Origin of the sequence: Streptomyces niphimycinicus (assembly GCF_018883605.1) — a bacterium.
GTDB lineage: Bacteria > Actinomycetota > Actinomycetes > Streptomycetales > Streptomycetaceae > Streptomyces > Streptomyces niphimycinicus.
In genome coordinates, this window is record NZ_JAHLEM010000286.1 from 1 (window position 1) to 26,365 (window position 26,365).

The following is a 26,365-nucleotide window of genomic DNA, read 5'->3' on the forward strand; positions in this document are numbered from 1 at the left end:
CTCCGCCACGGACCCGGCCGAGGGCGCCTCCGCCACGCCCTCCGAGCGCCGCTCCGACGCCGCCCCCGCGGCCGGTGACGCCGGGCGGTCCGGACGGCTCGGGGAGTCGGCCGTCGTACGGAAGAAGGGACGGCCGCTGGTGCTGCGCTTCGTCCTCCCCGACGACCGGACCGCCGCCCCGCTGAGCACGGTCGGCGAGCGCATCGCGCGGATGCTGGAGAAGATCGGAGTCCGGACCGAGATTACCAAGGTCCCGGGCGAGAGCTACTTCCGGGACCACATCGCCACCGGCGACTACGACCTGGCCCTCTACTCCTGGCCCGCCTCCGCCTACCCGGCCACCGACGGCCGACCCATCTACGCCAAGCCGCAGCCCGCCGCCGACGGCTCCCTGGTCGTCGAGCAGAACTACACCCGGGTGGGCACCGACCAGATCGACCAGTTCTTCGACCAGGCGCTCTCCGAGCTGGACGGCGGCGCCTCCCGTTCCCTGGTCAGCCGTGCGGACGCCCGGATCTGGGCGGCGGCCGGATCGATTCCGCTCTATCAGCGGCCTCAGTTGATCGCCATGCGCAAGGGTCTGGTCAACGCGGGTGCCTTCGGCTTCGCCACCCCCCGCTACCAGGACATCGGCTTCCGCCGGTAGGGGTGCGGCGGGCTCTTCCCCTCCCCGCCCCTTCCCGAAACCGGGGCTCCGCCCCAGGCCCCGCTCCTCAAACGCCGGAGGGGCTGGGTTGGCAGGGCTTCGCGCCTGGTACCCGGGACCCGGGGCTCTGCCCCAGGCCCCGGCTCCGGGGCTCCGCGCGTGGCCCCGGGCGGGGGGGTTTGCTCCAGCCGCCGGCCCCGGCTCTGTCCCAGACGCCGGGCCGGGGGCTTTGCCCCAGATCACGGGGCCGGGAGCTTTTGCCCCAGACCCGGGCCCCGGGGCTTTGCCTCAAACCCGGGCCCCAGACCCGGGCCCCAGGCCCCGAGCCCGGGGCTCCGCCCCAGACCCCGAGCCCGGGGCTCCGCCCCAGACCCCGGGCCGGGGTTTCGAGCCCAGACCCGGGGCCCGGGCTCTGCCTCTTCTCGCGGCATCGATCTGCGGCTCCGCCGCGTGGTGGGGTTTCGCCCCAGGCCCCAGGCCCCAAGCCCCCCGGGTGCCAGGGGCGAAGCCCTGCCGACCCAGCCCCTCCGGCGTTTGAGGAGCGGGGTCCGGGGCGGAGCCCCGGTGGGGGTCCGGGGGCGGAGTCTCTGCCACGCGGCGGAGCCGCATATCGATACCGCGGGAAGGGGTGGGGAGGGCAAAGACCCGGCGGGCACGGGCTGCGGCATCCGTCTCCGCGCCGTCCCCGTACCATGGGGGTGAGGCCGAGGCGTGATCAGCCCGGCGGAAGGCGCGTCGCACAAGGAGCGCGCCGCCACCCACGAAACCGGGAGAAGCGCGCTTCTATGCCCACGCGCCACGACATTCGTAACGTCGCCATCGTCGCCCACGTCGACCACGGCAAGACGACCCTCGTCGACGCCATGCTCAAGCAGGCGGGTGCGTTCGCCGCCCACCAGCAGGTGGACGACCGGGTGATGGACTCCAACGACCTGGAGCGCGAGAAGGGCATCACCATTCTCGCGAAGAACACCGCCGTGAAGTACCACCCGGCGGACGGCGGCGACCCCGTCACCATCAACATCATCGACACCCCCGGCCACGCCGACTTCGGCGGTGAGGTCGAGCGCGGCCTGTCCATGGTCGACGCCGTGGTCCTCCTGGTGGACGCCTCCGAGGGGCCGCTGCCGCAGACCCGCTTCGTGCTGCGCAAGGCGCTCCAGGCCAAGCTGCCGGTGATCCTGTGCATCAACAAGACGGACCGTCCGGACTCCCGGATCGACGAGGTCGTCAACGAGGCGTACGACCTCTTCCTGGACCTGGACGCGACCGAGGAGCAGATCGAGTTCCCGATCGTCTACGCCTGCGCCCGGGACGGTGTGGCCTCGCTGACCAAGCCGGAGGACGGCACCGTCCCGGCCGACAGCGACAGCCTCCAGCCGTTCTTCTCCGCGCTGCTGGAGACCGTTCCGGCGCCGGAGTACGACGCGGCCGCGCCGCTCCAGGCCCATGTCACCAACCTGGACGCGGACAACTTCCTCGGCCGGATCGCGCTGCTCCGGGTCGAGCAGGGCGAGCTGAAGAAGGGGCAGACGGTCGCGTGGATCAAGCGCGACGGCACCATCTCCAACGTCCGGATCACCGAGCTGCTGATGACCGAGGCGCTCACCCGCAAGCCCGCCGAGGTGGCCGGCCCCGGTGACATCTGCGCGGTCGCGGGCATCCCGGACATCATGATCGGCGAGACCCTGGCCGACCCGGAGAACCCGATCGCGCTGCCGCTGATCACCGTGGACGAGCCCGCGATCTCGATGACCATCGGCACCAACACCTCCCCGCTGGTCGGCCGCGGCCCCGGCGGCAAGGGCGCCGACAAGTCGGCCGTGAAGGACCGCAAGGTCACCGCGCGGCTGGTCAAGGACCGGCTCGAGCGCGAGCTGATCGGTAACGTCTCGCTGCGCGTGCTGCCCACCGACCGCCCGGACGCCTGGGAGGTGCAGGGCCGGGGCGAGCTGGCGCTGGCGATCCTGGTGGAGACCATGCGCCGGGAGGGCTTCGAGCTGACCGTCGGCAAGCCGCAGGTGGTCACCCGGGAGGTCGAGGGCAAGGTCCACGAGCCGATCGAGCGCATCACCATCGATGTGCCCGAGGAGCACATGGGCGCGGTCACCCAGCTCATGGGCACCCGCAAGGGCCGGATGGACAACATGTCCAACCACGGCTCCGGCTGGGTCCGCATGGAGTTCATCGTCCCCTCCCGCGGTCTGATCGGCTTCCGTACCGAGTTCCTGACCGCGACCCGCGGTACCGGTATCGCGCACTCCATCCACGAGGGCCACGAGCCGTGGTTCGGCGAGCTGAAGACCCGTAACAACGGATCGCTGGTGGCCGACCGCTCGGGCGCGGTGACCGCCTTCGCGATGACCAACCTCCAGGAGCGCGGTGTGCTCTTCACCTCGCCGGGCACCGAGGTGTACGAGGGCATGATCGTCGGCGAGAACTCCCGCGCCGACGACATGGACGTCAACATCACCAAGGAGAAGAAGCTCACCAACATGCGGTCCTCCACCGCGGATGTGACCGAGTCCCTGGTCCCGCCGCGGCTGCTCTCGCTCGAGCAGTCCCTGGAGTTCTGCCGTGACGACGAGTGCGTCGAGGTGACCCCGGAGACGGTCCGGATCCGCAAGGTGGTGCTGGACCAGAAGGAGCGCGCCCGCACCGCGGCCCGCGCCAAGCGCTGACGCTCACGCCCGGGCGCCGGGCGCCGATGCGCACTCCGGAGCCGATTACGGAGCGTAGGCGCCCTCTGGTGCGTCAGTGAGCTGCCAACGGCCCGGACCCCCCGCTTCCATGGCGGGGGTCCGGGCTGTTGTCATGTCAGGAAGGTGACAGTCAAGCGGTTATCCGGATCTGAGCGTCCGGGTATCGGAGTCCAGGCTCCGCATGATGTGTTAACAGTCCGTTTCGCGTGTGTCTGTCTGGGGCAGTTTTGTCCGGATTTCGAAGCTCCGCGCGTAGATGCTGTGACCAAAGCGAGACCCATAAGGTGTGGTTTAAGCGCCGGGCGTGCTCAATCATGGGGTCCATTGAGCTCGGGTCAATGGGTCACGCGCTGTGGGGGGCGCCGACTCACGAGCACACTGGGGCACCGCAGGTCTCTCCGTCGGGGTGACGGTGGACGATGCGTGTGCCCCCTCGTAGTGGACAAGTGGACTCATGAGGAGGAGCCCGATGCGTGGTGCCAAGAGCGCCAAGTGGGTTGCCATGGCCGGCGTCGTCTCTCTCGCCGCCACGGCGTGTGGTGGCGGGGACAGTGGCAGCGACAATGCCAACAAGAAGGTCGATCCCAAGGGGATCGTCAGCTACGCCAACGGTGAGCCGCAGAACTCGCTGATGCCGGCCAACACCATGGAGGCGTACGGCAGCGTCGTCATTCGCTCCCTCTTCACGGGCCTCGTCGGCTACGACAAGTCCGGCAACATCACGTACGAGAACGCCGAGTCGGTCAAGCCGAACGGCGACAACAGCGTGTGGACCGTCAAGCTGAAGCCGGGGTGGACCTTCCACAACGGTGAGAAGGTCACCGCCAAGTCCTATGTCGACACATGGAACTGGGACGCCGACCCGGCCAATGGCCAGCAGAACAGCGCCTGGTACCGCGACATCGAGGGTTACGACCAGGTCCACCCGGCCAAGGGCAAGTCCAAGGCCAAGGCCATGTCCGGCCTGAAGGTCGTCGACGACAACACCTTCACCATCAAGCTGTCGAACCCGATCCCGTACTTCGCGTACAAGCTCGCCTACAACTCCTTCTACCCGCTGCCCTCGGGCGCGCTGAAGGACCCGAAGAAGTTCGGCGAGAACCCGGTCGGCAACGGGCCGTACAAGTTCAAGAGCTGGGAGCACAAGAAGTCGATCCAGGTCGCCGCCTGGGATGGTTACAAGGGCGACAACAAGCCGAAGAACGGCGGAATCAACTTCAAGGCGTACACGTCGCCGCAGGCCGCCTACAACGACCTGCGGTCGGACAACGTCGACTCCATGCCGCTGGTGCCGGACAGCGAGCTCGCCAACTACAAGCAGGACTTCGGCAAGCGAGCCATCAACACCGATTTCTCCGCGCTCAACACGATCAACCCCGCCTACTACACGAAGCAGTGGAAGGACGTCGACCGCAAGGTCGTCCAGGGCCTGTCGATGGCGATCGACCGCGAGACCATCGCCAAGACCACCTTCTTCGGCAACCGTGAGCCGGCCACCGGCTGGGTCGCCAAGGGCGTGAAGGGCTACGAGGCCAACGCGTGCGGTGAGTACTGCACGTTCAACCCGGCCAAGGCGAAGCAGCTCATCAAGGAAGGCGGCGGCGTCCCGGGCAACAAGATCTCGATCCAGTACAACGCCGACCAGCCGCACAAGGGCTGGGTCACCGCGGTCTGCAACAGCATCACCAAGACCACCGGCGTGAAGTGCGTGGGCGACCCGGTTACCGACTTCCAGGCCGACACCGAGATCCGTGACCAGAAGAAGGTCAAGTCGATCTACCGTTCCGGCTGGGTGCTCGACTACCCGTTCAACGGCAACTTCCTCGCCGACCTCTACGGCACCGGCGTCGACGGCAACAAGGGCGACTTCTCGGACAAGAAGTTCGACGCCCTTGTGAAGAAGGCCGACCAGGCCAAGACCGTGGACGAGTCCGCGAAGCTGTACCACGCCGCCGAGAAGGAGCTGCAGAACTCCATGCCCGGCATCCCCACGTTCTACAACAAGGTCAACTCGGCCTACTCGAACAACGTCAAGAAGATGGAGTTCGACCAGGCCGGCGACCCGATCCTCTGGAACGTCGAGGTCTTCAAGAAGTAAGTCGCTACGGAGCATCACGTCCCGCAGCGGCGTCCGGCGATGCCGGGCGCCGCTGCGGGCGGCTCCGGAATGGACGGAGGCACCTATGGGGCGCTACGTCGCGAGGCGACTGCTCCAGATGATCCCGGTGTTCATCGGGACGACCCTGTTGATCTTCCTCATGGTCAACGTGCTCCCCGGCGATCCCGTACGGGCGCTGTGGGGAGACAAGCCGCCGGACCCCACGCAGGTCGCGCAGATCCGGCACGACAGAGGGCTGGACCTTCCACTGTGGCAGCAGTACCTGCACTACATGTGGGGTCTGCTCCAGGGGGACTTCGGCAAGACTATCGCCGGTAACCGGCCGGTTCTCGACGAGATCACGCGGGCGTTCCCGGTGTCGGTGCGGCTCGCCGCCATGGCCTGGACCTTCGAGCTCGTCGTCGGCATCACCCTGGGTGTCATCGCCGGCATCCGGCGCGGCAAGGTCATCGACACCGCTGTCACGCTGTTCACCCTGGTGGTCATTTCCGTCCCGATCTTCGTCATCGGTCTGACCCTCCAGCTCTACTTCGGAAACAACCTCGGGTGGATCACACCGACCGTCCAGGACTCCACCAACTTCGGTCAGTTGATGGTCCCGGCCCTGGTCCTCGGCATGGTCGGCCTCGCGTATGTGGCCCGCCTTACCCGCACCTCGATCGCGGAGAACCGGTCCGCCGACTACATCCGCACCGCCACCGCCAAGGGGCTGCCGCGCAAGCGGATCATTACTGTGCACCTGCTGCGCAACTCGCTGATCCCCGTGGTCACTTACCTCGGCACCGACATCGGCAGCCTGATGGCCGGCGCGGTCATCACGGAGGGCATCTTCAATGTGACCGGCGTCGGCAACCTGCTCTTCGACGCGCTTGCTCGCCGCGAGGGCGCGGTCATCGTCGGCATCGTCACCGTCCTGGTGCTCGTCTATCTCCTCGCCAGCCTGCTCGTCGACCTGCTTTACGCGGTCCTGGACCCGAGGATTCGTTATGCCTGACCTCACCAAGACCTCGTCCGCGAGCGAGGAAGCCGCCGCAATCGTCGCGGGCACGCCCGTCACCTCGGACGCCGGTCCGGCGCCCGAGAAGCCGCGCAGCCTCGGCGCCGATGCCTGGCGGGATCTGCGCCGCAATCCGCTGTTCGTGGTCTCGGGACTGCTGATCCTGGTGATCCTGCTCGTCGCCGCGTTCCCCGGCCTGTTCACCGGCGCCAACCCAGACACCGGCGACCAGGCCAACCACTTCCTGGGCAAGCCGAACCTCGGCCATGTCTTCCAGGAGGACTGGTTCGGCTATGACGGCACGGGCCGCAGCCTGTACGCGCGTGTGCTCTACGGCGCCCGCAACTCGATCATCGTCGGCCTCGGCGTGACGATCCTGGTCACCATCTTCGGCGGTCTGATGGGCATGCTCGCCGGCTACTTCGGCGGGTTCTGGGACAGCCTCATCTCGCGTCTGACCGACGTGTTCTTCGGCATCCCGTTCCTGCTCGGCTCGATGGTCGTGCTGAACGCGTTCACCCATCGCACCGTCTGGGTGGTCACGGGTGCGCTGGCCTTCCTGGGCTGGACGCAGATCGCCCGTGTCATGCGCGGCGCGGTCATCACGACCAAGCACGCGGACTACGTCATGGCGGCAAAGGCCCTGGGCGCCGGCACCAAGCGGATCCTGTTCCGGCACATCCTGCCGAATGCGATCGCACCGGTGATCGTCGTCGCGACCATCTCGCTCGGTACGTACATCGTCGCCGAGTCGACGCTGTCCTATCTGGGTCTCGGACTCGGTGGCGACTCCATCTCCTGGGGCGGCGACATCTCGGACGGCACCCAGTTCATCCGCAACTACCCGCACGTACTGCTCTTCCCGGCCGGCGCCCTGAGCATCACCGTACTGGCGTTCATCATGATGGGCGACGCCGTGCGCGAAGCCCTCGACCCGAAGCTGCGCTGAGGGAGGCGTACGTGACCATCACCGACATGCCCGCGAACGTCCCCGGCCCCCGCTCGGGCGAGGACAACGGCGGCAAGCTGCTCGACGTGCGCGACCTGCACGTCGAATTCCACACCCGCGACGGCGTCGCCAAGGCCGTCAACGGAGTCAACTACAGCGTGGACGCGGGCGAGACGCTCGCCGTGCTCGGTGAGTCCGGCTCCGGAAAGTCCGTGACCGCGCAGGCGATCATGGGCATCCTCGACATGCCGCCCGGCAAGATCCCGCAGGGCGAGATCATCTTCCGCGGCCAGGACATGCTGAAGATGTCCTCCGAGGAGCGCCGGAAGATCCGCGGCAACAAGATCGCGATGATCTTCCAGGACGCGCTGTCCGCCCTGAACCCGGTGCTCTCCGTCGGCTACCAGCTCGGCGAGATGTTCCGGGTCCACGAGGGGCTGTCCAAGAAGGAGGCCAAGGCCAAGGCCGTCGAACTGATGGACCGGGTCCGCATCCCGGCGGCCAAGGAGCGGGTGAGCGACTATCCGCACCAGTTCTCCGGCGGTATGCGCCAGCGCATCATGATCGCGATGGCGCTCGCCCTGGAGCCGGACCTGATCATCGCCGACGAGCCGACCACGGCCCTGGATGTGACGGTCCAGGCCCAGGTCATGGAGCTGCTCGCGGAGCTGCAGCGTGAATACAACATGGGTCTGATCCTGATCACCCACGACCTCGGCGTCGTCGCCGACGTGGCCGACAAGATCGCTGTGATGTACGCAGGCCGCATCGTGGAGACCGCTCCCGTCCACGAGCTGTACAAGCGTCCGGCGCACCCGTACACCAAGGGCCTGCTCGACTCGATCCCGCGCCTGGACCAGAAGGGCCAGGGCCTTTTCGCGATCAAGGGACTTCCGCCCAACCTGCTGAAGATCCCGAGCGGCTGCGCCTTCAACCCCCGCTGCCCGATGGCCCAGGACGAGTGCCGTTCGGAGATCCCGGCACTGCACCAGGTGACCGAGCGGGATGGCGCCGAACTGGCCGGGCGCGCCAGCGCATGCCACTTCTGGAAGGAGACGATCCATGGCTGATTTCAGCCCCGACGCGGAGGCCACGCCGAACGTCTCCGAGGTGGAGGTCGTCGACGCGGCGACCGAGGACGAGGCGGTCGATGCCATCGAGGCGCCCGTGGAACGCGGTGAGCCGATCCTCCAAGTCCGCAATCTGGTCAAGCACTTCCCGCTGACCCAGGGCATCCTGATCAAGCGGCAGATCGGCGCGGTCAAGGCGGTCGACGGCATCTCCTTCGACCTCTACCAGGGCGAGACGCTCGGCATCGTGGGCGAGTCCGGCTGTGGCAAGTCCACCGTCGCCAAGCTGCTGATGACCCTGGAGACCGCCACCGCGGGCGAGGTCTTCTACAAGGGCCAGGACATCACCCGGCTGTCGGGCCGCGCGCTGCGGGCCGTCCGCCGCAACATCCAGATGGTGTTCCAGGACCCGTACACCTCGCTCAACCCGCGGATGACGGTGGGCGACATCATCGGGGAGCCCTTCGAGATCCACCCCGAGGTGGCTCCCAAGGGCGACCGGCGCCGCAAGGTCCAGGAACTGCTGGACGTCGTGGGCCTCAACCCCGAGTACATCAACCGCTATCCGCACCAGTTCTCCGGCGGTCAGCGCCAGCGCATCGGCATCGCGCGCGGGCTCGCCCTCAACCCGGAGATCATCATCTGCGACGAGCCGGTCTCCGCGCTCGACGTCTCCGTCCAGGCACAGGTCATCAACCTGATGGAGGGCTTGCAGGACGAGTTCAACCTGTCCTACATCTTCATCGCCCACGACCTGTCCATCGTCCGGCACATCTCCGACCGGGTCGGCGTGATGTACCTGGGCAAGATGGCCGAGATCGGCACCGACACCGAGATCTACGACCACCCGACGCACCCCTACACCCAGGCGCTGCTGTCGGCCGTCCCGGTCCCGGACCCGGAGTCGCGCGAGGGCCGCGAACGCATCATCCTCACCGGCGACGTCCCCTCCCCGGCCAACCCGCCCTCCGGCTGCCGCTTCCGCACCCGCTGCTGGAAGGCCGAGGACAGGTGCGCCAAGGAGATCCCGCTCCTGGCCATCCCGGAGCGCTTCGCCGGCTCGGACTCGCCGGCGGCGCACGAGTCGGCATGCCACTTCGCGGAGGAAAAGGACGTGGTCCACGCCTAGCCGCGCCGTCCCATGAGGCTGGTTCGACCGCCACGATCACTGGGCGGTCGATCCCGCCTTCTCATCGACCTCTTCGCTTCGCTGATGCCGGCCGGGCGGGGAGGTCGTTGGTGTCGCCGACGAGTCGGCGTCATGAGCGCCTACCGTGCCCCCGTTGGCCCGACGATGTAGGGCCGCATCATCTCGTTGTCCTCGTGTTCGAGGATGTGGCAGTGCCATACGTACCGTCCGGGCAGGTCGAAGAGCGCCTTGACCCGGGTGATCTCCCGGGTCTGGCCGGGCGCGGGCGGCAGAGCGACCACCGTGTCGAGGAAGCCGCTTTCCTGCGGGTTCGGCGGCTGGTCGCCGTCCGGCCCGCGGCCGACCACCTGGAACTGGACCTGGTGGAGGTGGATCGGGTGTGCGTCCACCGTCCGGTTGTCGAACTCCCAGATTTCGGTGGAGTCGAGGGCTGGGTGCTCGGTGACCGGGTCGCTCCACCTGAGAGAGGTGGCCGTGCCGTCGGGTGCGACGGTGCCGAGCAGGGCCGCGACGGGGCCACAGCCGGTCGTCGACATCTGTTCGTCGAGCGAGAGCCGACGGGCGTTGGCCGCCGGGCCGAGGGGGGTGAATCCGGGCAGGCGGAGCTGATCCGGCCGGACGCTTCTGTCCGCGCCGACGCGGGGTCCGATGACGAACTTCATCACCTGTCCCGTGGTGTTGACATCGGCCGGAGTGAAGTCGGTGCCGGGTGTGCCGCCCTGGAACGGCCCGTCCGGGCCCTCGTTGATCAGGTACAGCTCGGTGCCCACCGGCACGTCGGTGAAGTCCACGATCACGTCCGCTCGGTTGGCCTTGACGAGCAGGATCTCGTCGAGTGGCACCGGTTGGGGCAGGAAGCCGCCGTCGGTGCCGATCAGCCACAACGGCAGGGCGGCGGCGGCCGGTCTCGGGGCGGTCGGGCCGGCCGCGATCTTCAGGAACAGGGTCCGGGAGTTGCTGCCGTTGAGCAGCCGCAGCCGATAGCGTCGCTGCTCGACGTCGAGGCGCGGCCAGGTCCGACCGTTCGTCATGATGGTGTCGCCGAAGAATTCCGGAACCCAGATCGGCGGCACGTCGCCGTTGGGGATGTAGCCACCGGGATTGGTGCAGTCCTGCGCGAACGCCCGGCTGTCCGGGTAGAAGAGGGAGCCGTCCGGATTGAACGACCGGTCCTGGATGACGACCGGGATCTCGTAGTAGCGGGTGCCGGGCTCGTCACCGAGCGCGGGGGCGGGGCCGGGCAGGACGCCGGGTGGCAGGTCGGACGGGCCGCCGCGGAGGAGATAGAACCCCGCCAGGCCGGCATAGACGTTCAACCTGGTAAGGCCCAGGGTGTGGTCGTGGAACCACAAGGTGGTCGCCCGCTGGTCGTTCTCGTACTGGAAGGCCGCGGTCCCGGGCTTCCACTTGATCTTGTATTTCCGCTCGAACTTCGCCCGGAACTGGTCGTAGTAGGTACCGACCGTCGCGAACCCGGCGGGGATGTCCTTCGCCACGGGCAGGTACCACGCCTCCGGGTAGCCGTCACTCTCTTCCCGGGAGTGCCCGCCGTGCAGGTGCGTGACCATCGGCACCGGGCCGGTGTACGGGCCGGGCGTCTTGGTGAATGTGGGCATGGAATCGCGGCCGGCGAGCCCGCCCGGTGGGTTGGCCCAGTGCAACGTCGGGTCGACCGGCAGCAGATGCGGCAGGAACCCACCCCTCTTGTCGACCAGTTGATTGGTCCAGGTCACCCGCACTGGATGATCGACCCGGGCCTCGATCGTGCAGGAGGGAGAGTGAAAAGTCCTGCTGTCGTCGACCGAGCCGTAGCCCCAGACCGTGGTCATGGGCAGTCCCGGTGGCAGAATCTGCTGCTGGAACTGGCGCACCCCGATCCGATACTCGTCGATCTCGCGCTTGTGCCCGCCACGCGCCCCCACTGGTGGCATGACAGGCGGAATCGCCAGGTCCGTCACGTACTTCGGGATGGCCGTGGGATCGAGTAGCGGCTGTGCCGGCCGGATCGCCGCCCTCGCACCACCGGGTGTCAGGAGCGCCGTCGCGCCGCCGACCGCACCCGCCACCAGCACCCGCCGTCGTGAGATCACGATGCCTCCTCCGTGCCGCCCTTGTCGGGCATGAACATGGGCACGAATCTAGGGCAGAAGGGTAAAAAAGATGGCTGAAGGTGACATAGGGCAGGAAGGTGTCGCCTGTGTGGCGTAGTCGACGCCCCGGTCGTCGTGTCCGCTCCGAGGGCGTGGCAGTGCCAGACGTGTAGTGACCCTCGGCCGGGTCGAAGGGGGCAGGTTGCGTCCGGGCCCGGAGCGGCGGCCAGGAACACTGGTCGCGGCGGAACGCACGTTGCGGCGCTGCCGAACGGCGAGGGCCGCCCGGCCGTGATCACCACGGTCCGGGCGGCCTACGTCGTCGTTCAGGATCTGTCCGACTCGGGCTCATGCCGCACGGAATCGCTCACGCGCTCACGCCGCGACCTCGCGACGCGCGGCGTCCAACAGCAGTCCCCGACGCCCGCCGGGCGTCCATCCAAGCCGGTGGGGGAGTGCGGTGGGCGGGTTCAGCGTGAACAATACGGCCTTATAGCCACGACCCCCCGCCGCGCTCCGCGCGTTTCTGCGGGCGGCGAAGGCGGGGGAGTTCGACCGGCCCCGGGACTGAACCCGGGTTCGCGGTGGGTCGGGGCCGCGGGGATGCCGACGCCACGGCACGCCACCGCGCCGAACCCACCGCGACGTCACCGGCCCGGGGCCCGGCCCGCGGCGGTCACTTCATCATGTAGCAGACCTTGTGGGCCGAGACCCAGACCTCGTAGGTCTTGCCGTTGTGCGTCACCGTCTTGGTGCGGGCCTTTATGTCCTTGCAGTGTTTGCCCGACTTGGAGGGCGACGGCGTGGGCGACGGGGCGGCCCCGTGCTGGGTGGTGTCCGCCTTGGTGTGCGTCGCCGACGTGGCGGGCGTCGCGAAGGCGGTACCCGGAGCGGCAACGGCCGCGCCACCGGCCAGCACGGCCGCCGCGGCACCGGTTGCCAGGGTACGTACGATCGAGTTCCGCATCACGGTCACCTTCTCGGATCGTCTCTCAACTACCTCATTTCATTGTTCGCCCGCCTCTGGTGAACATGCATGTGGATCAGTGTGCGGCTCCGGGACGGGGCCGTAGGCGGCGGCGGGTGCGGCCGTCGACCAGGCCCCGCCCCGGCGACGTGTCCGGCCGTCTCTGCCGGGGCGCACCAGCGGCTGGCCTCCGTCCGGATCCGGTCCTCGTCGGCGTCCGGATCGAGTCGGCGCAGCGTGGCCGCGTAGCCGTCGAAGATCTCCTGTTGGACGGCCGGGGGCCGGTAGCCCTCGACCAGCAGCCAGCGCCAGCCGTCCGGCAGCAGCTTCTCGGCGCGCTCCAGGCGTTCGACGACGCCGGACTGGAGGTGTGCGAAGTGTCCCGCGCGGGTCGGCTCGCCGGGTGTCCACGCGCATCCGGCCCCGGCAGTCGACCAGCGGTTCGCCGCAGTCGCGTACCGGGACCGCCCTGACGCGTGGGTCACCGATCAGGACGATCCGCTGGTCCGCCGGGAAGGGCGAGTTGGTCATGGGCTCTCCTCGCGGGTGCTGGTCGGCCGTCCTCCCTACCTGCCCAGCGGCTCGTTCGGATGACCCGCCCTCCGCGGGCGCCCGGAGGGGGCGGTGCCGACTTCCCTCATGCGCCCCACGCCATGTTGACGAGGGCCACGCACATCACGAGGACCATGCCCACAGCCTGCACGGCCGTGCCCCAGGCAGGCATGGACTGGCCCCTCCGGGTCGCCGAGCGTCGCGCGAAGAAGGCGGTCACCAGCGCGATGACGCCGATGGGAGCGAACACGATGGACAGCCAGTCGGCTTGCACAGGGGTCATGGCAGACTTCCTTGGTTTCTCACCTCGGTGACAGGGCGGCCATCATCCGGGGGAGTGCTCGGGACCCCTCCCGAGGAGGGTTCACCGGTACGGACGGTACGGACCCCGGTCAGCGCAGGGCGCGGAAGAACGTCCGTACGTCACCAACCAGCAGTTCCGGGACCTCCATCGCCGCGAAGTGGCCGCCCGCCCCGAACTCCGACCAGTGGGTGATCGTGTGGTGTGGCTCGGCGAGGCGGCGGATCGAGGTGTCGCCTTGGAAGACCGCGACCCCGGTGGGGACGCCGGAGCGTTCGGGGGGGTGTGGCCCAGGCCGAGGCGGCCTCCTTGTAGAGGCGGGCGGAGGGGCCCGCCGTGTTGGTGAACCAGTAGAGGGAGACGTTCGTCAGGACCGCGTCGCGGTCGAGGGCGTCCGGTTTGTCGCCGTGGGCGGCGAACCAGTCCAGGTTCCAGGCTTGGCCGGAGGGTGAGTCGGCGAGGCCGTAGGACAGGGTCGGGCGGGTGCCCTGGATGGCGGCGTAGCCGGACAGCTCGCGGTACCGGCGTTCCCGCGCGGCGAGGCGGGAGCGCTCCGCCGGGGTCAGCTCCTCCGGTACGGCCAGGTCTGCCGGGTCGGCCGCCCCCACGGTCACCAGCGCGTTGACGTGTACGCCGACGACCCGGGACGGCGCCACCCGGGCCACCTCGGGGGAAATCAGCGAGCCGAAGTCGCCGCCCTGCGTGCCGTAGCGCTCGTACCCCAGGCGCCGCATCAGCTCCGTCCACGCGGTGGCGATGCGGCGGATGCCCCAGCCGGGTTCGCGGGGCGGGGCGGAGAAGGCGAAGCCGGGGAGGGACGGGATGACGACATGGAAGGCGTCGGCCGGGTCGGCCCCGTGTCCGCGTGGATCGGTCAGCGGGCCGATGACCTCTGTGAACTCCGCGACCGAACCGGGCCAGCCGTGGGTGATCAGCAGCGGCAGGGCGTCCGGCTCGGGCGAGCGGATATGGAGGAAGTGCCCCCGCTGCCCGTCGATCTCGGTCGTGAACTGGGGGAACGCGTTCAGCCGGGCCTCTTGCGCCCGCCAGTCGGCAGTCTGCGGCGCCGGGGCCCGTAACCCTCGCGTCGTTCCACCCGCGTCGCTGGAGACACCGCCCGCCACCCCGGACAGCCGTCATCGGCGTGCGCCGTCGCCCCAGCGGATGTCAGATGGGGCCTAAGGCGGATCTTGGACCGGATCCTCGGGAGGCGCCATGCGCGGAGCCCCGTATTCCCTGTGTGCCAGGCGCGCGCTGTCCGCGCTCTGCGTCTCCGCCGTCGCCCTGCCCCTGACGGCCTGCGGCGGCGGGGACGGCGGTGCCGAGGACGGTGTCGTCCGCTCGTCCTGGGGCGATCCGCCCAATCCGCTGGAGCCGGCCAATATCAACGACGTCCAGGGCGGCAAGGTCCTCGACATGATCTTCCGGGGGCTCAAGCGCTACGACCCCAGGACCGGCGAGGCCAAGAACGCGCTCGCGGACCGGATCGACAGCTCCGACCAGCGGAACTACACCATCACCCTGAAGAAGGACTGGCGGTTCGCCAATGGGGAGAAGGTCACCGCCGCGTCCTTCGTGAACGCCTGGAACTACGGCGCCCGGATCGACCACGAGCAGCGCAACGCCTACTTCTTCGAGTACATCGAGGGCTACGACAAGGTCCATCCCGCCTCCGGCGGCGCCCCCACCGCCAAGACCCTCTCCGGGCTGCGGGTCAAGGACGAGCGGACCTTCACCGTGCGGCTCACCCAGAAGTTCTCCACCTGGCCCAAGACGCTGGGCTACAACGCCTATGCGCCGCTGCCCCGGGCGTTCTTCGAGGACCACGCCGCCTGGCTGAGGAAGCCCGTCGGCAACGGCCCGTACCAGGTGCGGTCGTACACCAAGGGCTCGGTGATGAAGCTGCGCGCCTGGGGCGGCTACCGCGGCCCGGACAAGGCCCGTAACAAGGGCGTCGATCTGCGCGTCTACACCGACAACAACACCGCCTATACCGATCTCCAGGCGGGCAATCTCGATCTCGTGGACGATGTCCCGGCGCAGCAGCTCAATTTCGTCCGCTCCGATCTCGGCGACCGCTACATCAACCAGCCCGCCGGGATCATCCAGACCCTCACCTTCCCGATGTACGACCGCGCCTGGAGCGGGCCGGACAAGGCCAAGGTCCGCCGGGGCATCTCGATGGCGATCAACCGCGCGCAGATCACCGAGCGGATCTTCCACGGCACCCGCACCCCCGCGACCGACTGGACCTCGCCGGTCCTGCGCCGCCAGGGCGGCTATCAGCCGGGGCTGTGCGGGGACGCCTGCCGCTACGACCCGGCCCGGGCGCGCAAGCTGATCAAGGCGGGCGGCGGGCTGCCCGGCGGCCGGATGACGATCACGTACAACGCGGACAGCGGCTCCCACAAGGACTGGGTGGACGCGGTCTGCAACAGCGTCAACACCGTGCTGAGAAGCGACCGGGCCTGTGTCGGCACACCGGTTGGCACCTTCGCCGACTACCGCAACAAGATGGCGGGCAAGGAGATGACCGGGCCGTTCCGGGCCGGCTGGCAGATGGACTATCCGCTGATCCAGAACTTTCTCCAGCCCCTGTACTACACCGGCGCCTCCTCCAACGACGGCCACTTCAGCGACACCGGCTTCGACCGGATGGTGAACCAGGCCAACGCCGCCTCCGCGGACGGCCGGGCCATCGCGGACTTCCGGGACGCGGAGAAGGTCCTCGCCCAGCAGATGCCCGCCATTCCGCTGTGGTACCAGAACGGCAGCGCGGGCTATTCGCAGCGGCTCAGCGAGGTGGCGCTCAACCAGTTCAGCGTCCCGGTCTACGCACGGATCAGGGTCGGCTGAGCCATGGGCCGTTACGCGCTGCGCCGACTGCTTCAGATGATCCCGGTGTTCCTCGGCTCCACCTTCCTGATCTTCTTCATGGTGTACGCGCTCGGCGACCCGGTCGCCGCGCTCTTCGGCGACAAGGCCCCCGACCCCGCCACCGCCGCCCGGATCCGTAAGGACCTCTATCTGGATGAGCCGCTGTGGCGGCAGTACACGCACTACATGGGGCAGGTCTTCAGCGGGCACTTCGGTACGGCCTTCAACGGGCAGCCGGTGACCGAGCTGATGGCGAGCGCGTTCCCCGTCACCCTCCGGCTCACCGTGGTCGCGGTCGTCTTCGAGATGGCGCTGGGCATCACCCTGGGCGTCCTCAGCGGGCTGCGCCGGGGCCGGGGTCTTGACACCTCGGTGCTGCTGCTCACCCTGGTCGTGGTCGCCGTCCCGACCTTCGTCAGCGGCACGGTGCTTCAGTATCTGTTCGGCGTGACCTGGGGCTGGGCCAGACCGTCGGTCTCCCCGGAGGCGCCGCTGGCCGAACTGCTGCTGCCCGGGGTGGTGCTGGGGCTGGTCTCGCTCGCGTACACCACCCGCCTCACCCGCACCTCCATCGTGGAGAACGCCCGCGCCGACTACGTCCGCACCGCCGTGGCCAAGGGGCTGCCGCGCCACCGCATCGTCACCCGGCATCTGCTGCGCAACTCGCTGATCCCGGTGGTGACGTTCATCGGCACGGACATCGGCGCGCTCATGGGCGGGGCCATCGTCACCGAGCGGATCTTCAATATCCATGGCGTGGGCTACCAGCTCTACCAGGGCATTCTGCGCCAGAACTCACCGACCGTCGTCGGCTTCGTGACCATCCTGGTGATCGTCTTCCTGCTCGCCAATCTGCTCGTCGACCTCCTCTACGCCGTGCTCGACCCGAGGATCCGGTATGCCTGAGCCCTTTGAGACGCGCTACGACATGACCGAGGCGATCGCACCGGCCGGCAGCGGCGGCGGTCCCATGGACCTCACCACCCCCGGCCCGCAGACCCTGAAGGGCGGGCCACGGCGCGGCCTGGGGCGGCTCCCCCTCCCCTGGCGCAAGGAGCCCGGCCGCCGCTCCGGCGGACCGGCCGCGCCCACCGGACGGGGGCTGTGGTCCGACGCCTGGCACGATCTGCGCCGCAACCCCGTCTTCATCGCCTCCGGGCTGACCATCTTCTTCCTCGTCGTGATCGCGATCTGGCCGCAATTGATCGCGAACGGAAACCCGTACCACGGAGACCTGGCCAGGGCGCAGGACGGCCCGGCCCCCGGCCACCCCTTCGGCTACGACCTCCAGGGCCGCGACGTCTACACCCGCACGGTCTACGGCGCCCGCGCCTCCATCACCGTCGGCATCTGCGCCACCCTCGGCGCGGCCCTGCTGGGCAGCGCGCTGGGCGGGCTCGCCGGATACTTCGGCGGCTGGTGGGACGCGCTGCTCTCGCGGATCGCCGATGTCTTCTTCGGCATCCCGATCCTGCTGGGCGGCCTGGTCTTCCTGTCGGTGGTCACCAGCGGCTCGGTGTGGCCGGTCGTCGGCTTCATCGTGCTGCTGGGCTGGCCGCAGATCTCCCGGATCGCGCGCGGCTCGGTGGTCACCGTCAAGGAACACGACTATGTGCAGGCGGCGCGGGCGCTGGGCGCCGGCAGCGGCCGGACGCTGCTGCGCCATATCGCGCCCAACGCCGTGGCCCCCGTGATCGTCGTCGCGACCATCGCGCTGGGCACCTATATCTCGCTGGAGGCCACGCTGTCGTTCCTCGGCGTGGGGCTCAAACCGCCCACCGTCTCCTGGGGGATCGACATCTCCTCCGCCGCCACCCAGCTCCGCAACGCCCCCCACATGCTGCTGTGGCCCGCCGGAGCGCTGTCGGTCACGGTGCTCGCGTTCATCATGCTCGGCGACGCGGTGCGCGACGCCCTCGACCCCAGGCTGCGCTAGCCATGGCGGCCCGCCTGCTGGAAGTCCGGGACCTGCGCGTCGAATTCCGCACCCGGGACGGGATCGCCGAGGCCGTCGGCGGGGTGAGCTACGGCGTGGACGCGGGCCGCACCCTCGCCGTGCTGGGCGAATCGGGGTCCGGCAAGTCCGTGACCGCCCAGGCCGTCATGGGCATCCTCGACTCCCCGCCCGGCCGGGTCACCGGCGGCCAAGTGCTGTTCCGGGGGCGGGATCTGCTGACGATGGGCGCGCGGGAGCGCCGCCGGATCCGGGGCGCCGCGATGGCGATGATCTTCCAGGACGCGCTCTCCGCCCTCAACCCGGTGGTCTCCGTGGGCGCCCAGCTCGCCGAGATGTACGAGGTGCACCGGGGGATGTCCCGCAAGGACGCCCGGCGGCGGGCGGTCGAGCTGATGGACCGGGTCCGCATCCCGGCGGCGGGGCAGCGGGCCGGGGACTATCCGCATCAGTTCTCCGGGGGGATGCGCCAGCGCATCATGATCGCCATGGCGATGGCGCTGGAGCCGGAGCTGATCATCGCCGATGAGCCGACCACGGCCCTGGATGTCACCGTCCAGGCCCAGGTGATGGACCTGCTCGCGGAGTTGCGCCGGGAGTACGCCATGGGGCTCGTCCTCATCACGCATGACCTGGGCGTGGTCGCGGACGTGGCCGACACCATCGCGGTGATGTACGCGGGCCGGATCGTGGAGACCGCGCCGGTGCGCGACCTCTACCGCCGCCCCGCCCATCCGTACACCCGCGGACTGCTGGACTCCGTGCCGCGCGTGGACCACCGGGGCGAGCGGCTCTACGCGATCAAGGGCGCGCCGCCCAGCCCCCTCGCCATGCCCTCCGGCTGCCCCTTCCACCCGCGCTGCCCGCGCGCCCAGGAGGTCTGCCGCACCGAACGGCCGCCGCTGTACGAGGTGGCGACGGCGGACGCGACCCGCGCGTTCGGCGCGTCTCCGGGGTCCGGTGCGTCCGGTGCGTCTGCCGTATCCATTGCGTCCTCCGCGTCTCCCGGGTCCGGGGCGCCTCCCGCGCCCGGCGGGCGGACCAGCGCCTGCCACTTCTGGAAGGACGAACTCGATGCCCGCGACTCCCACGACGCCCTCGGCGCCTGAGCCCGCCGCGCCGGATCTCCAAGCACCGGTCCTGGAGGTCCGGGACCTGGCCAAGCTCTACCCGCTGACCCAGGGCGTGGTGGTCAAGCGACGGATCGGCGCCGTCCGGGCGGTCGACACGGTCTCCTTCGCCCTGCGGCGCGGCGAGACGCTCGGCATCGTGGGCGAGTCCGGCTGCGGCAAGTCCACCGTCGCCAAGCTGCTGGTCAGCCTGGAACGGCCGACCGCCGGGACGATCCACTACCGGGGCGAGGACATCACCCGGCTCTCGGGCCGCGCGCTGCGGGCCGTCCGCCGCAACATCCAGATGGTGTTCCAGGACCCGTACACCTCGCTCAACCCGCGGATGACGGTGGGCGACATCATCGGCGAGCCCTTCGAGATCCACCCCGAGGCGGCCCCCAAGGGCGAGCGGCGGCGGGCGGTCCAGGAGCTGCTGGAGGTGGTGGGGCTCAGCCCGGAGCACCTCAACCGCTATCCCCACCAGTTCTCCGGCGGCCAGCGCCAGCGCATCGGCATCGCCCGGGGCCTGGCGCTGCGGCCGGAGGTCATCGTCGCGGACGAGCCGGTCTCGGCGCTGGACGTATCGGTGCAGGCGCAGGTGGTCAATCTGATGGAGCGGCTACAGGACGAGTTCGGCCTGGCGTACGTCTTCATCGCCCACGATCTGTCGGTGGTCCGGCATATCGCCGACCGGGTCGCCGTGATGTACCTGGGCCGCTTCGCCGAAACCGGCACCGGCCCCGAGATCTACGACCACCCCACCCACCCGTACACCCAGGCCCTGCTCTCCGCCGTCCCGGTCCCCGACCCCGTGGCCCGCACCCGCCGCACCCGCATCCTGCTCCCCGGTGACGTCCCCTCCCCGGCCAACCCGCCCTCCGGCTGCCGCTTCCGCACCCGTTGCTGGAAGGCGCGGGACCGCTGCGCGACGGAGGTGCCGGTGCTGGCGGTCCCGCCCGGCGCGACAGGCCCCGCCGCCCACGCCTCGGCCTGCCACTTCGCGGAGGAGCACGCGGAGGTCAGGGCATGATGTCGAAAATGCTCCCGCCGGACCCGTACCCCGGCCCGCCGCCCTGCCCCGGGCGCAGCCGGTGCACCGGGTGGACACGCAACTGAACGTGCGGGGCGAACGCCTGCACCGCGGCGGCGAGCCGGGTGGGGTCCACCTTCCAGAGGACGATGACGCGGTTGTTCCTGACGACCTGGTACTCGATATGCGGCGCGGCGCTCACGGCAGCCTGTGGGCTGATGGTCGAGTCCGGGCCGGGAACGTCCGGCACGCCCGGCCGCAACTTCAGACCTATCCGCCGTATCGGCCGCTCCCTTTGCTTTTTCGTGGCCCACACGACGACGGCTTCGATGTCCCGCCACGGCACGACGGCCAAGAACCGGTGGTATCGCGTCACCGGGCCGCCCAGGGTGACACCCGACTCATCGGCCCGGAAGGCCACCAGCCGCTTCCAGCCGACGCCGGAGAAGAGCTGAAAGGGTGTGCGGGTGTAGTACTCCTGATAGACCGGAAGATGAGGAACAGCCATGCCAGAACCCTATGATGCACGGCGCGTCCAGGACTTCCGGATCTCCTTCGCCCGTCGTCAGGCCGGTGCGGTGCGGGAGGTGCCGGGGGGATTCCTGGTGCTGCATGCGGGTTACGCACGCTCCCATGAGCACAATCAGCTCCATATCGTCGGGCCCGCCGACCCCGAGGGGCTTCCCGCGCTCGCCGACGAGGTCATGGCCTTCCTGCCGCATCGCCGGATCACGGTCCATGACGACGCGCTGGGACTTCTCTGTGTGCCCGCGCTCGAACGGGCCGGGTACGGCCATGTGACCGAGGTGCTGATGGTCCACACCGGGCGGGTGCCGGAGGCCACGGCGGCCGATGTGGTGGAGCGGGAGCTGGGGCCGGATCCGCACGGGCCGCTGCGGCGGGCGGTGACGGCGCAGCAGCGGCGGTGGATGCCGGACGCGGACGAGCGGACCGTGCACGACCTGGTGGAGCGGCGTACCGCGCGGCGGGCCGGGGCCGAGGAGGTGCTCTTCCTCGCCGCCCACGACGACAGCGGCGAGGTCGCCTCCTGGGCCGATCTGTATCTGGAGCCCACCGCCGGGATCGCCCAGATCGAGGAGGTGGCGACCGCCGAGCCGTATCTGCGCCGCGGCCACGCCGACACCGTCCTGACCGCGGCGCTGCGCCGCGCGGCCGCCGCGGGGTGCGGGCTGCGGTTCCTCGTCGCCGACCAGGACGACTGGCCGCTGCACTGGTACGGCCGCCGCGGGTTCACCGCGATCGGCCGTGCGCATGCCTTCTCGCGGTTCTGAGCCCGAGCGGCCGGGTCCCTTACGGCTCCTTGCGCGCCGGCGTTCCCGTCGCCGACTCCGCCGCGATCAGCGCCGGGTCGAGGACGACGTCCTCCTCGCGGGCCTCGAGGGTCGGGTCCTCGGGGAAGTGACAGGCGGACAGATGGCCCTCCCGGTTGCCGTCCAGGCGCAGGAGCGGCGGCTCTTCCCGCGCGCACTTGTCCTGGGCCTTCCAGCAGCGGGTGCGGAAGCGGCAGCCGGAGGGCGGGTTGATGGGGGAGGGGACGTCCCCGGCGAGCCGGATGCGCGTCCGGCGGGCGGTCTCGTCGACATCCGAGGCGTCCGCCGTGTCCGCTGTGTCCTTGACGTCCTCGGCCAGCACCACCGCCGCGTCCGGCACCGCCGACAGCAGGGCGTGGGTGTACGGGTGCCGGGGGCGGTGGTAGATGGAGTCGCGGTCGCCCACCTCGACCACCTTGCCCAGGTACATCACGGCGACGCGCTGCGAGAAGTGCCGTACGACGGCGAGGTCATGGGCGATGAACAGGAAGGCGATGCCCATCTCCCGCTGGAGCTTCTGGAGCAGATTGACGACCTGCGCCTGGATGGAGACGTCCAGCGCCGAGACCGGCTCGTCGGCGACGATCAGCTTGGGTTCCAGGGCGAGCGCGCGGGCCACCCCGATGCGCTGGCGCTGGCCGCCGGAGAACTCGTGCGGGAAGCGGTTGTAGTGCTCGGGGTTGAGCCCCACGATCTCCAGCAGTTCGCGCACCCGGGCCTCACGGCCGCCTGGCGGATTGATGCCGTTGATCTCCATGGGGCCGGAGATGATGGTGCCGACGGTCTGCCGGGGGTTCAGCGAGGAGTACGGATCCTGGAAGATCATCTGGATCTCGGAGCGGATCGGGGCCAGCTCCTTGCGGCCCGCGTGGGTGATGTCCCGGCCCCGGTAGGTGATCGTCCCTGCGGTGGGCTCCAGCAGCCGGGTCAGCAGCCGGCCCGTGGTGGACTTGCCGCAGCCGGACTCGCCGACCAGCCCGAAGCTCTCCCCGGCGTGCACGGTCAGATCGATCCCGTCCACCGCCTGTACGGCCCCGACCTTCCGTTTGAACGGAAAGCCGCCCATGATCGGGAAGTGTTTGGTCAGCTTCTCGGTGACCAGGAGGGGTTCGGGTGTGCCCGACTCGATGCTCATGCGTCAGCGCTCCTAGGCCCTGGCCCCTAGCCCAGCCGGGGCTTGATCTGCTCGGTGAAGAGGGTCTGTTTCCGCTCGGCGCTCAGATGGCAGGCGGCGCCGCGGCCGTCCGGCAGCATGGGCCGCTCGGTGGCGCAGCGGTCGCCCTCCACCTGGTCGGTGTAGTGGCACCGCGGATGGAAGGGACAGCCCGGCGGGGGGCTGAGCAGGCTCGGCGGGGAGCCGGGGATGGGGGTCAGCGGCTCGTCCACGGCGGAGGACAGCCGTGGCATGGAGCCCAGCAGCCCCCAGGTGTACGGATGCTGGGGCGCGCGCAGCACCTCGCGGACCGTACCGCGCTCCACTGCCCGGCCCGCGTACATCACCAGCAGATCGTCGGCGGTGTTGGCGACCACGCCCAGGTCATGGGTGATGAGGATGATCGCGGAGCCGAACTCCTGCTGGAGGTCCTTCAGCAGATCCAGGATCTGGGCCTGGACGGTGACGTCGAGGGCGGTGGTCGGCTCGTCGGCGATCAGCAGATCGGGGTCGCAGACCAGCGACATCGCGATCATCGCGCGCTGCCGCATCCCGCCGGAGAACTGGTGCGGATAGTCGTCCACCCGCAGCCGGGGGTTGGGGATGCCGACCTTCTCCAGCATCTCGATCGCCCGGGAGCGGGCCTCGCTCTTGGACGCGCCGGTGTGCTTGCGGAACGGCTCGGCGATCTGCCGGCCCACCGTGTAGTACGGCGACAGGGCGGTCAGCGGATCCTGGAAGATCATCGCCATGGTGTTGCCGCGCAGCCGCTCCAGGGTGCGCTCGGGCGCCCCGGTCAGCTCCTGCCCGTTGAGCAGGATCTCGCCGCTGACGGTGGTGGTGCGCGGGTCGTGCAGGCCCAGGACGGTGAGGTTGGTGACGGACTTGCCGGAGCCGGACTCGCCGACGATGCCGAGCGTCCGGCCGCGTTCGAGGTCGAAGGAGAGGCCGTCGACGGCCTTGACGACGCCGTCCTCGGTCGAGAAGCGGACGTACAGATGGCGTACGGACAGGAAGGCGCCGTCGCCGGGTCCGGCCGGTGGGGGCGTCGCGCCGTCGTCGGGCTTGGTGAGTGTGGTCATCTCGGCAGCTCCGGGTCTGTCAGGCGAGGCGCACGCGCGGGTCGATGAAGGCGTAGGCGGCGTCGACCAGGATGTTGAACACCACGATGGCCGCGGAGCTGACCAGCATCACACCCATCAGCATGGGCAGATCGGTGAGCTGGACGGATTCCACCGCCAGCCGCCCGATGCCGTGCAGGGTGAAGGTGTACTCGGTGACCATGGCCCCGCCGAAGAGCGATCCGAGGTCGATGCCGAAGATGGTGATGATGGGGGCGATGGCGCCGCGCCAGGCGTAGCGGAAGAAGACCGTACGGCTGGAGAGCCCCTTGGCTCTCGCCGTGCGGACATGGTCCTCCTGAAGCTGCTCGACCATCTGGGAGCGGGTCATCCGGCTGTAGTTGGCCAGGAAGATCAGTGAGAGCACCACCCAGGGCAGGAGCATCCCGCTGAACCATTTCGCCGGATTGTCGGTGAAGGGGTAGTAGGCGGGCTGGTCCATGATCCCCAGCCCGCTGACGAACCAGGCCAGGGCGAGCACCCCGACGAAGTAGATCTGCATCGAGGCGCCGAGCAGCGACAGCGAGCTGAAGAACTTGTCGATCCAGGTGCCGCGCCGCCAGGCCGCGATCATGCCGATGCCGATCCCGCAGACCAGGAACACGGCGGCACCGCCGAGGGCGAGCGAGAGGGTGGTGGGGAAGCGGTCGGCGATGGTGCCCCAGACGGGCTCCTGGCTGACGAAGGAGTAGCCGAAGCAGGGGGCGCTGCAATGCCCCACGGCGAAGTCCCGCCCGGCGACGATCCCCACCATGAACTTCGCGTACTGGACCGGCACCGGCTGGTCCAGGCCCAGATTCTTGTTGATCATGGCGAGCGAGACGGGGTCGCAGTTCTTGCCGCAGGCGAGCCGGGCCGGTTCGGCGGGCAGGGCGAAGAAGAGGAAGAACGTGATCGCGCTGATCAGGATCAGGATCACGATCGCGCCGAGGGACCGGCGGGCGAGGAATCTCAACATGACGTCGGTGATCTTCCGCTAGAGGCGGGTCCCGGCCGCACCCGCCGATGGGGGTGCGGCCGGGGTCTGCGCTGCCTGGTGACGGCCGCGGCTACTTGATGAAGACGGCCGTCGGGTCCACGGCCCCGTAGACCGAGTTGAACTTCACTCCGCCGATGCCCGAGCCCCAGAGGGTGAACAGCCGGTTGTAGAAGGTCGGGACGGCGGGGACGTCATCGGTGAGGATCTTCTCGCTGAGCTTGATCCACTCCGAGGTGGCCCGGCCGAGGTCGCTGACCTTGGCGATCTTGCCCATCTCGTCGTTGACCGCCGGGACGTCGAGGTGCGAGTAGTTCGAGGAGTCGTCGTAGACGTTCTCGCCGCCGTACACCGGCGGGACCACGGTCGAGGCGGACGGCCAGTCGGCACCCCACGAGGACCGGTACAGGTCGAACTTGTTCTTGACCTTTCCGATCTGCGTGTAATAGGTCGACTGGTCGATCTCCTTCTTCTGCACCTTGAACCCGGCCCGCTCCAGGGCCTGCTGGACGACCACCGAGGCGTCCTGGTGGGTGTCGCCGTTGCCGTAGGCGTAGACGAGCTCGTAGTTCTCCTTGCCCGCCTCCTTCAGCAGCTCCCTGGCCTTCTTGGCGTTGCCGCCGGGGTACTTCTTCTTCTGGAACGGGTCGAAGGAGGGGTCGTAGCCCTTGAGCGTGGGGCCGACCAGCCCGCCGCCGACCTCACCGCCCTTGGGGCCGCCGAACTGCTGGAGGTACTGCCCGCTGGGGAAGGCCCAGGCGATCGCCTCGCGCACCTTCTTGTCCTTGACCCGATCGGTGTTGATCGAGACGACGTCCACATAGGGCTGCGTCTCGGTCAGCGACCGGGCCATCGCCTCCTTGTCCTTGAGGACCGTGGAGATCTGCGAGGGGTCGACCGCGTTGGTGAGCGTCATCCCGTTACGGTCGGCGCCCTTGCTGGCCTGGAGCCGGCGGGTGGAGTCCACCCACTGGTGGCCGAAGGAGATGTCGAACTTGTCGACGTACTGATGGCGTATGGAGTCGGTCTTGGGGTCCCACTGGTCGTTCCTGACGAACTCGACGCCCTTGCCCGACTTGAAGTTCCGGACCTTGTACGGACCCGAGGCCAGCGGGGCCTTGTCGTACTTCTCCTTGGTGTCCTTGCCCGGCGGGACCGCGCTGATATTGGGCATGGCGACCGCGAACGGCACCTCGGCGCGCGGCTGGTCGAAGTGGAAGACGATGGTCTTGTCATCCGGGGTGTCCAGCACCGACGAGGGCAGATGC

22 protein-coding genes and 1 pseudogene are annotated in these 26,365 nt (G+C 69.3%); 13 read left to right on the plus strand and 10 right to left on the minus strand.

All coding sequences use genetic code 11. The annotated features are described in order from the left end of the window. From KN815_RS24950 to KN815_RS24980, 7 genes and pseudogenes are all read left to right on the plus strand, one after another. A pseudogene (locus KN815_RS24950) lies at nucleotides 1-646 on the plus strand (ABC transporter family substrate-binding protein); the annotation flags it as partial. A gap of 785 nt (nucleotides 647-1,431) precedes the next feature. Continuing rightward, a complete protein-coding gene (typA, locus tag KN815_RS24955; protein WP_216344162.1) occupies nucleotides 1,432-3,327 on the plus strand; it encodes a translational GTPase TypA in 1,896 nt (631 codons plus the stop codon). A gap of 490 nt (nucleotides 3,328-3,817) precedes the next feature. Further along, entirely contained in the window at nucleotides 3,818-5,446 is a 1,629-nt protein-coding gene (locus tag KN815_RS24960; RefSeq protein WP_216344163.1) for a peptide ABC transporter substrate-binding protein, read from the plus strand. 85 nt (nucleotides 5,447-5,531) lie between these two features. Further along, the gene (locus KN815_RS24965) at nucleotides 5,532-6,461 is read left to right on the plus strand and encodes an ABC transporter permease (protein WP_216344164.1); all 930 of its coding nucleotides are present in this window, start codon (nucleotides 5,532-5,534) and stop codon (nucleotides 6,459-6,461) included. Next, nucleotides 6,454-7,413, plus strand: coding sequence for an ABC transporter permease (locus tag KN815_RS24970; protein ID WP_216344165.1), 960 nt, complete (start codon nucleotides 6,454-6,456; stop codon nucleotides 7,411-7,413). The genes KN815_RS24965 and KN815_RS24970 overlap by 8 nt, the downstream gene beginning before the upstream one ends. A 26-nt stretch (nucleotides 7,414-7,439) precedes the next feature. Continuing rightward, the gene (locus KN815_RS24975) at nucleotides 7,440-8,483 is read left to right on the plus strand and encodes an ABC transporter ATP-binding protein (protein ID WP_216344179.1); all 1,044 of its coding nucleotides are present in this window, start codon (nucleotides 7,440-7,442) and stop codon (nucleotides 8,481-8,483) included. Next, nucleotides 8,476-9,612: an ABC transporter ATP-binding protein gene (locus tag KN815_RS24980; RefSeq protein ID WP_216344166.1), complete on the plus strand. Its 1,137-nt coding sequence runs from the start codon at nucleotides 8,476-8,478 to the stop codon at nucleotides 9,610-9,612. Before KN815_RS24975 ends, KN815_RS24980 begins: the two co-directional genes overlap by 8 nt. A gap of 140 nt (nucleotides 9,613-9,752) precedes the next feature. Here the strand turns inward: KN815_RS24980 and KN815_RS24985 are convergent, their stop codons facing one another. From KN815_RS24985 to KN815_RS25005, 5 genes are all read right to left on the minus strand, one after another. After that, complete coding sequence (locus tag KN815_RS24985) at nucleotides 9,753-11,723, minus strand: multicopper oxidase family protein (RefSeq protein ID WP_253209225.1); 1,971 nt, start codon at nucleotides 11,721-11,723, stop codon at nucleotides 9,753-9,755. Between the two features lie 676 nt (nucleotides 11,724-12,399). Beyond that, nucleotides 12,400-12,690: a hypothetical protein gene (locus KN815_RS24990; RefSeq protein ID WP_216344167.1), complete on the minus strand. Its 291-nt coding sequence runs from the start codon at nucleotides 12,688-12,690 to the stop codon at nucleotides 12,400-12,402. A 29-nt stretch (nucleotides 12,691-12,719) separates the two neighbouring features. Further along, nucleotides 12,720-13,175 carry a M15 family metallopeptidase domain-containing protein gene (locus tag KN815_RS24995; protein ID WP_216344168.1) on the minus strand — a complete coding sequence of 152 codons (456 nt, stop codon included), beginning with the start codon at nucleotides 13,173-13,175 and terminating at the stop codon, nucleotides 12,720-12,722. Nucleotides 13,176-13,327: 152 nt separating this feature from the next. Further along, complete coding sequence (locus KN815_RS25000; protein ID WP_216344169.1) at nucleotides 13,328-13,525, minus strand: hypothetical protein; 198 nt, start codon at nucleotides 13,523-13,525, stop codon at nucleotides 13,328-13,330. Between the two features lie 140 nt (nucleotides 13,526-13,665). Further along, nucleotides 13,666-14,667, minus strand: a complete 1,002-nt coding sequence (locus KN815_RS25005) for an epoxide hydrolase family protein (protein WP_308403675.1) — start codon at nucleotides 14,665-14,667, stop codon at nucleotides 13,666-13,668. A gap of 91 nt (nucleotides 14,668-14,758) precedes the next feature. On the opposite strand from KN815_RS25005, the gene KN815_RS25010 reads away from it, so the two are divergent. From KN815_RS25010 to KN815_RS25030, 5 genes are read left to right on the plus strand one after another with little or no spacing between them, the layout of a single operon-like run. Continuing rightward, entirely contained in the window at nucleotides 14,759-16,399 is a 1,641-nt protein-coding gene (locus KN815_RS25010; protein WP_216344170.1) for a peptide ABC transporter substrate-binding protein, read from the plus strand. A gap of 3 nt (nucleotides 16,400-16,402) precedes the next feature. Then, on the plus strand, nucleotides 16,403-17,326 hold the full coding sequence (locus KN815_RS25015) for an ABC transporter permease (RefSeq protein WP_216344171.1): 924 nt from the start codon (nucleotides 16,403-16,405) through the stop codon (nucleotides 17,324-17,326). Continuing rightward, on the plus strand, nucleotides 17,319-18,356 hold the full coding sequence (locus tag KN815_RS25020) for an ABC transporter permease (RefSeq protein ID WP_216344172.1): 1,038 nt from the start codon (nucleotides 17,319-17,321) through the stop codon (nucleotides 18,354-18,356). Before KN815_RS25015 ends, KN815_RS25020 begins: the two co-directional genes overlap by 8 nt. 2 nt (nucleotides 18,357-18,358) lie before the next feature. Further along, nucleotides 18,359-19,483 carry an ABC transporter ATP-binding protein gene (locus KN815_RS25025; RefSeq protein ID WP_216344173.1) on the plus strand — a complete coding sequence of 375 codons (1,125 nt, stop codon included), beginning with the start codon at nucleotides 18,359-18,361 and terminating at the stop codon, nucleotides 19,481-19,483. Then, on the plus strand, nucleotides 19,449-20,516 hold the full coding sequence (locus tag KN815_RS25030; protein ID WP_253209226.1) for an ABC transporter ATP-binding protein: 1,068 nt from the start codon (nucleotides 19,449-19,451) through the stop codon (nucleotides 20,514-20,516). The genes KN815_RS25025 and KN815_RS25030 overlap by 35 nt, the downstream gene beginning before the upstream one ends. On the opposite strand, the gene KN815_RS25035 is transcribed toward KN815_RS25030, so the two are convergent. Further along, nucleotides 20,506-21,024, minus strand: a complete 519-nt coding sequence (locus KN815_RS25035; protein WP_216344174.1) for a hypothetical protein — start codon at nucleotides 21,022-21,024, stop codon at nucleotides 20,506-20,508. The two genes, KN815_RS25030 and KN815_RS25035, sit on opposite strands and share 11 nt — an antisense overlap. Here KN815_RS25035 and KN815_RS25040 point away from each other — a divergent pair. Continuing rightward, entirely contained in the window at nucleotides 21,023-21,808 is a 786-nt protein-coding gene (locus tag KN815_RS25040; RefSeq protein ID WP_216344175.1) for a GNAT family N-acetyltransferase, read from the plus strand. The genes KN815_RS25035 and KN815_RS25040 overlap by 2 nt on opposite strands. Before the next feature lie 19 nt (nucleotides 21,809-21,827). Here the strand turns inward: KN815_RS25040 and KN815_RS25045 are convergent, their stop codons facing one another. From KN815_RS25045 to KN815_RS25060, 4 genes are all read right to left on the minus strand, one after another. After that, on the minus strand, nucleotides 21,828-22,982 hold the full coding sequence (locus KN815_RS25045) for an ABC transporter ATP-binding protein (protein ID WP_216344176.1): 1,155 nt from the start codon (nucleotides 22,980-22,982) through the stop codon (nucleotides 21,828-21,830). Nucleotides 22,983-23,008: 26 nt separating this feature from the next. Beyond that, complete coding sequence (locus KN815_RS25050; protein WP_216344177.1) at nucleotides 23,009-24,082, minus strand: ABC transporter ATP-binding protein; 1,074 nt, start codon at nucleotides 24,080-24,082, stop codon at nucleotides 23,009-23,011. Nucleotides 24,083-24,101: 19 nt separating this feature from the next. Beyond that, a complete protein-coding gene (locus KN815_RS25055) occupies nucleotides 24,102-25,079 on the minus strand; it encodes an ABC transporter permease (RefSeq protein ID WP_014054690.1) in 978 nt (325 codons plus the stop codon). 91 nt (nucleotides 25,080-25,170) lie between these two features. Then, the coding region (locus tag KN815_RS25060) for an ABC transporter substrate-binding protein (protein ID WP_216344178.1) at nucleotides 25,171-26,365 on the minus strand (1,195 nt) is incomplete at its 5' end.

What these genes read in the sequence shown, in the direction of transcription:
- KN815_RS25015 (WP_216344171.1), top strand. Translation starts at nt 16,403, where the DNA reads ATGGGCCGTTACGCGCTGCGCCGACTGCTTCAGATGATCCCGGTGTTC.
- KN815_RS25050 (WP_216344177.1), bottom strand. Translation starts at nt 24,082, where the DNA reads ATGACCACACTCACCAAGCCCGACGACGGCGCGACGCCCCCACCGGCC.
- KN815_RS25055 (WP_014054690.1), bottom strand. Translation starts at nt 25,079, where the DNA reads ATGTTGAGATTCCTCGCCCGCCGGTCCCTCGGCGCGATCGTGATCCTG.
- typA (WP_216344162.1), top strand. Translation starts at nt 1,432, where the DNA reads ATGCCCACGCGCCACGACATTCGTAACGTCGCCATCGTCGCCCACGTC.
- KN815_RS24960 (WP_216344163.1), top strand. Translation starts at nt 3,818, where the DNA reads ATGCGTGGTGCCAAGAGCGCCAAGTGGGTTGCCATGGCCGGCGTCGTC.
- KN815_RS25045 (WP_216344176.1), bottom strand. Translation starts at nt 22,982, where the DNA reads ATGAGCATCGAGTCGGGCACACCCGAACCCCTCCTGGTCACCGAGAAG.
- KN815_RS25000 (WP_216344169.1), bottom strand. Translation starts at nt 13,525, where the DNA reads ATGACCCCTGTGCAAGCCGACTGGCTGTCCATCGTGTTCGCTCCCATC.
- KN815_RS25040 (WP_216344175.1), top strand. Translation starts at nt 21,023, where the DNA reads ATGCCAGAACCCTATGATGCACGGCGCGTCCAGGACTTCCGGATCTCC.
- KN815_RS24970 (WP_216344165.1), top strand. Translation starts at nt 6,454, where the DNA reads ATGCCTGACCTCACCAAGACCTCGTCCGCGAGCGAGGAAGCCGCCGCA.
- KN815_RS24975 (WP_216344179.1), top strand. Translation starts at nt 7,440, where the DNA reads ATGCCCGCGAACGTCCCCGGCCCCCGCTCGGGCGAGGACAACGGCGGC.
- KN815_RS24980 (WP_216344166.1), top strand. Translation starts at nt 8,476, where the DNA reads ATGGCTGATTTCAGCCCCGACGCGGAGGCCACGCCGAACGTCTCCGAG.
- KN815_RS25020 (WP_216344172.1), top strand. Translation starts at nt 17,319, where the DNA reads ATGCCTGAGCCCTTTGAGACGCGCTACGACATGACCGAGGCGATCGCA.
- KN815_RS25010 (WP_216344170.1), top strand. Translation starts at nt 14,759, where the DNA reads ATGCGCGGAGCCCCGTATTCCCTGTGTGCCAGGCGCGCGCTGTCCGCG.
- KN815_RS24965 (WP_216344164.1), top strand. Translation starts at nt 5,532, where the DNA reads ATGGGGCGCTACGTCGCGAGGCGACTGCTCCAGATGATCCCGGTGTTC.
- KN815_RS24990 (WP_216344167.1), bottom strand. Translation starts at nt 12,690, where the DNA reads ATGCGGAACTCGATCGTACGTACCCTGGCAACCGGTGCCGCGGCGGCC.
- KN815_RS25030 (WP_253209226.1), top strand. Translation starts at nt 19,449, where the DNA reads ATGCCCGCGACTCCCACGACGCCCTCGGCGCCTGAGCCCGCCGCGCCG.
- KN815_RS25025 (WP_216344173.1), top strand. Translation starts at nt 18,359, where the DNA reads ATGGCGGCCCGCCTGCTGGAAGTCCGGGACCTGCGCGTCGAATTCCGC.
- KN815_RS25035 (WP_216344174.1), bottom strand. Translation starts at nt 21,024, where the DNA reads ATGGCTGTTCCTCATCTTCCGGTCTATCAGGAGTACTACACCCGCACA.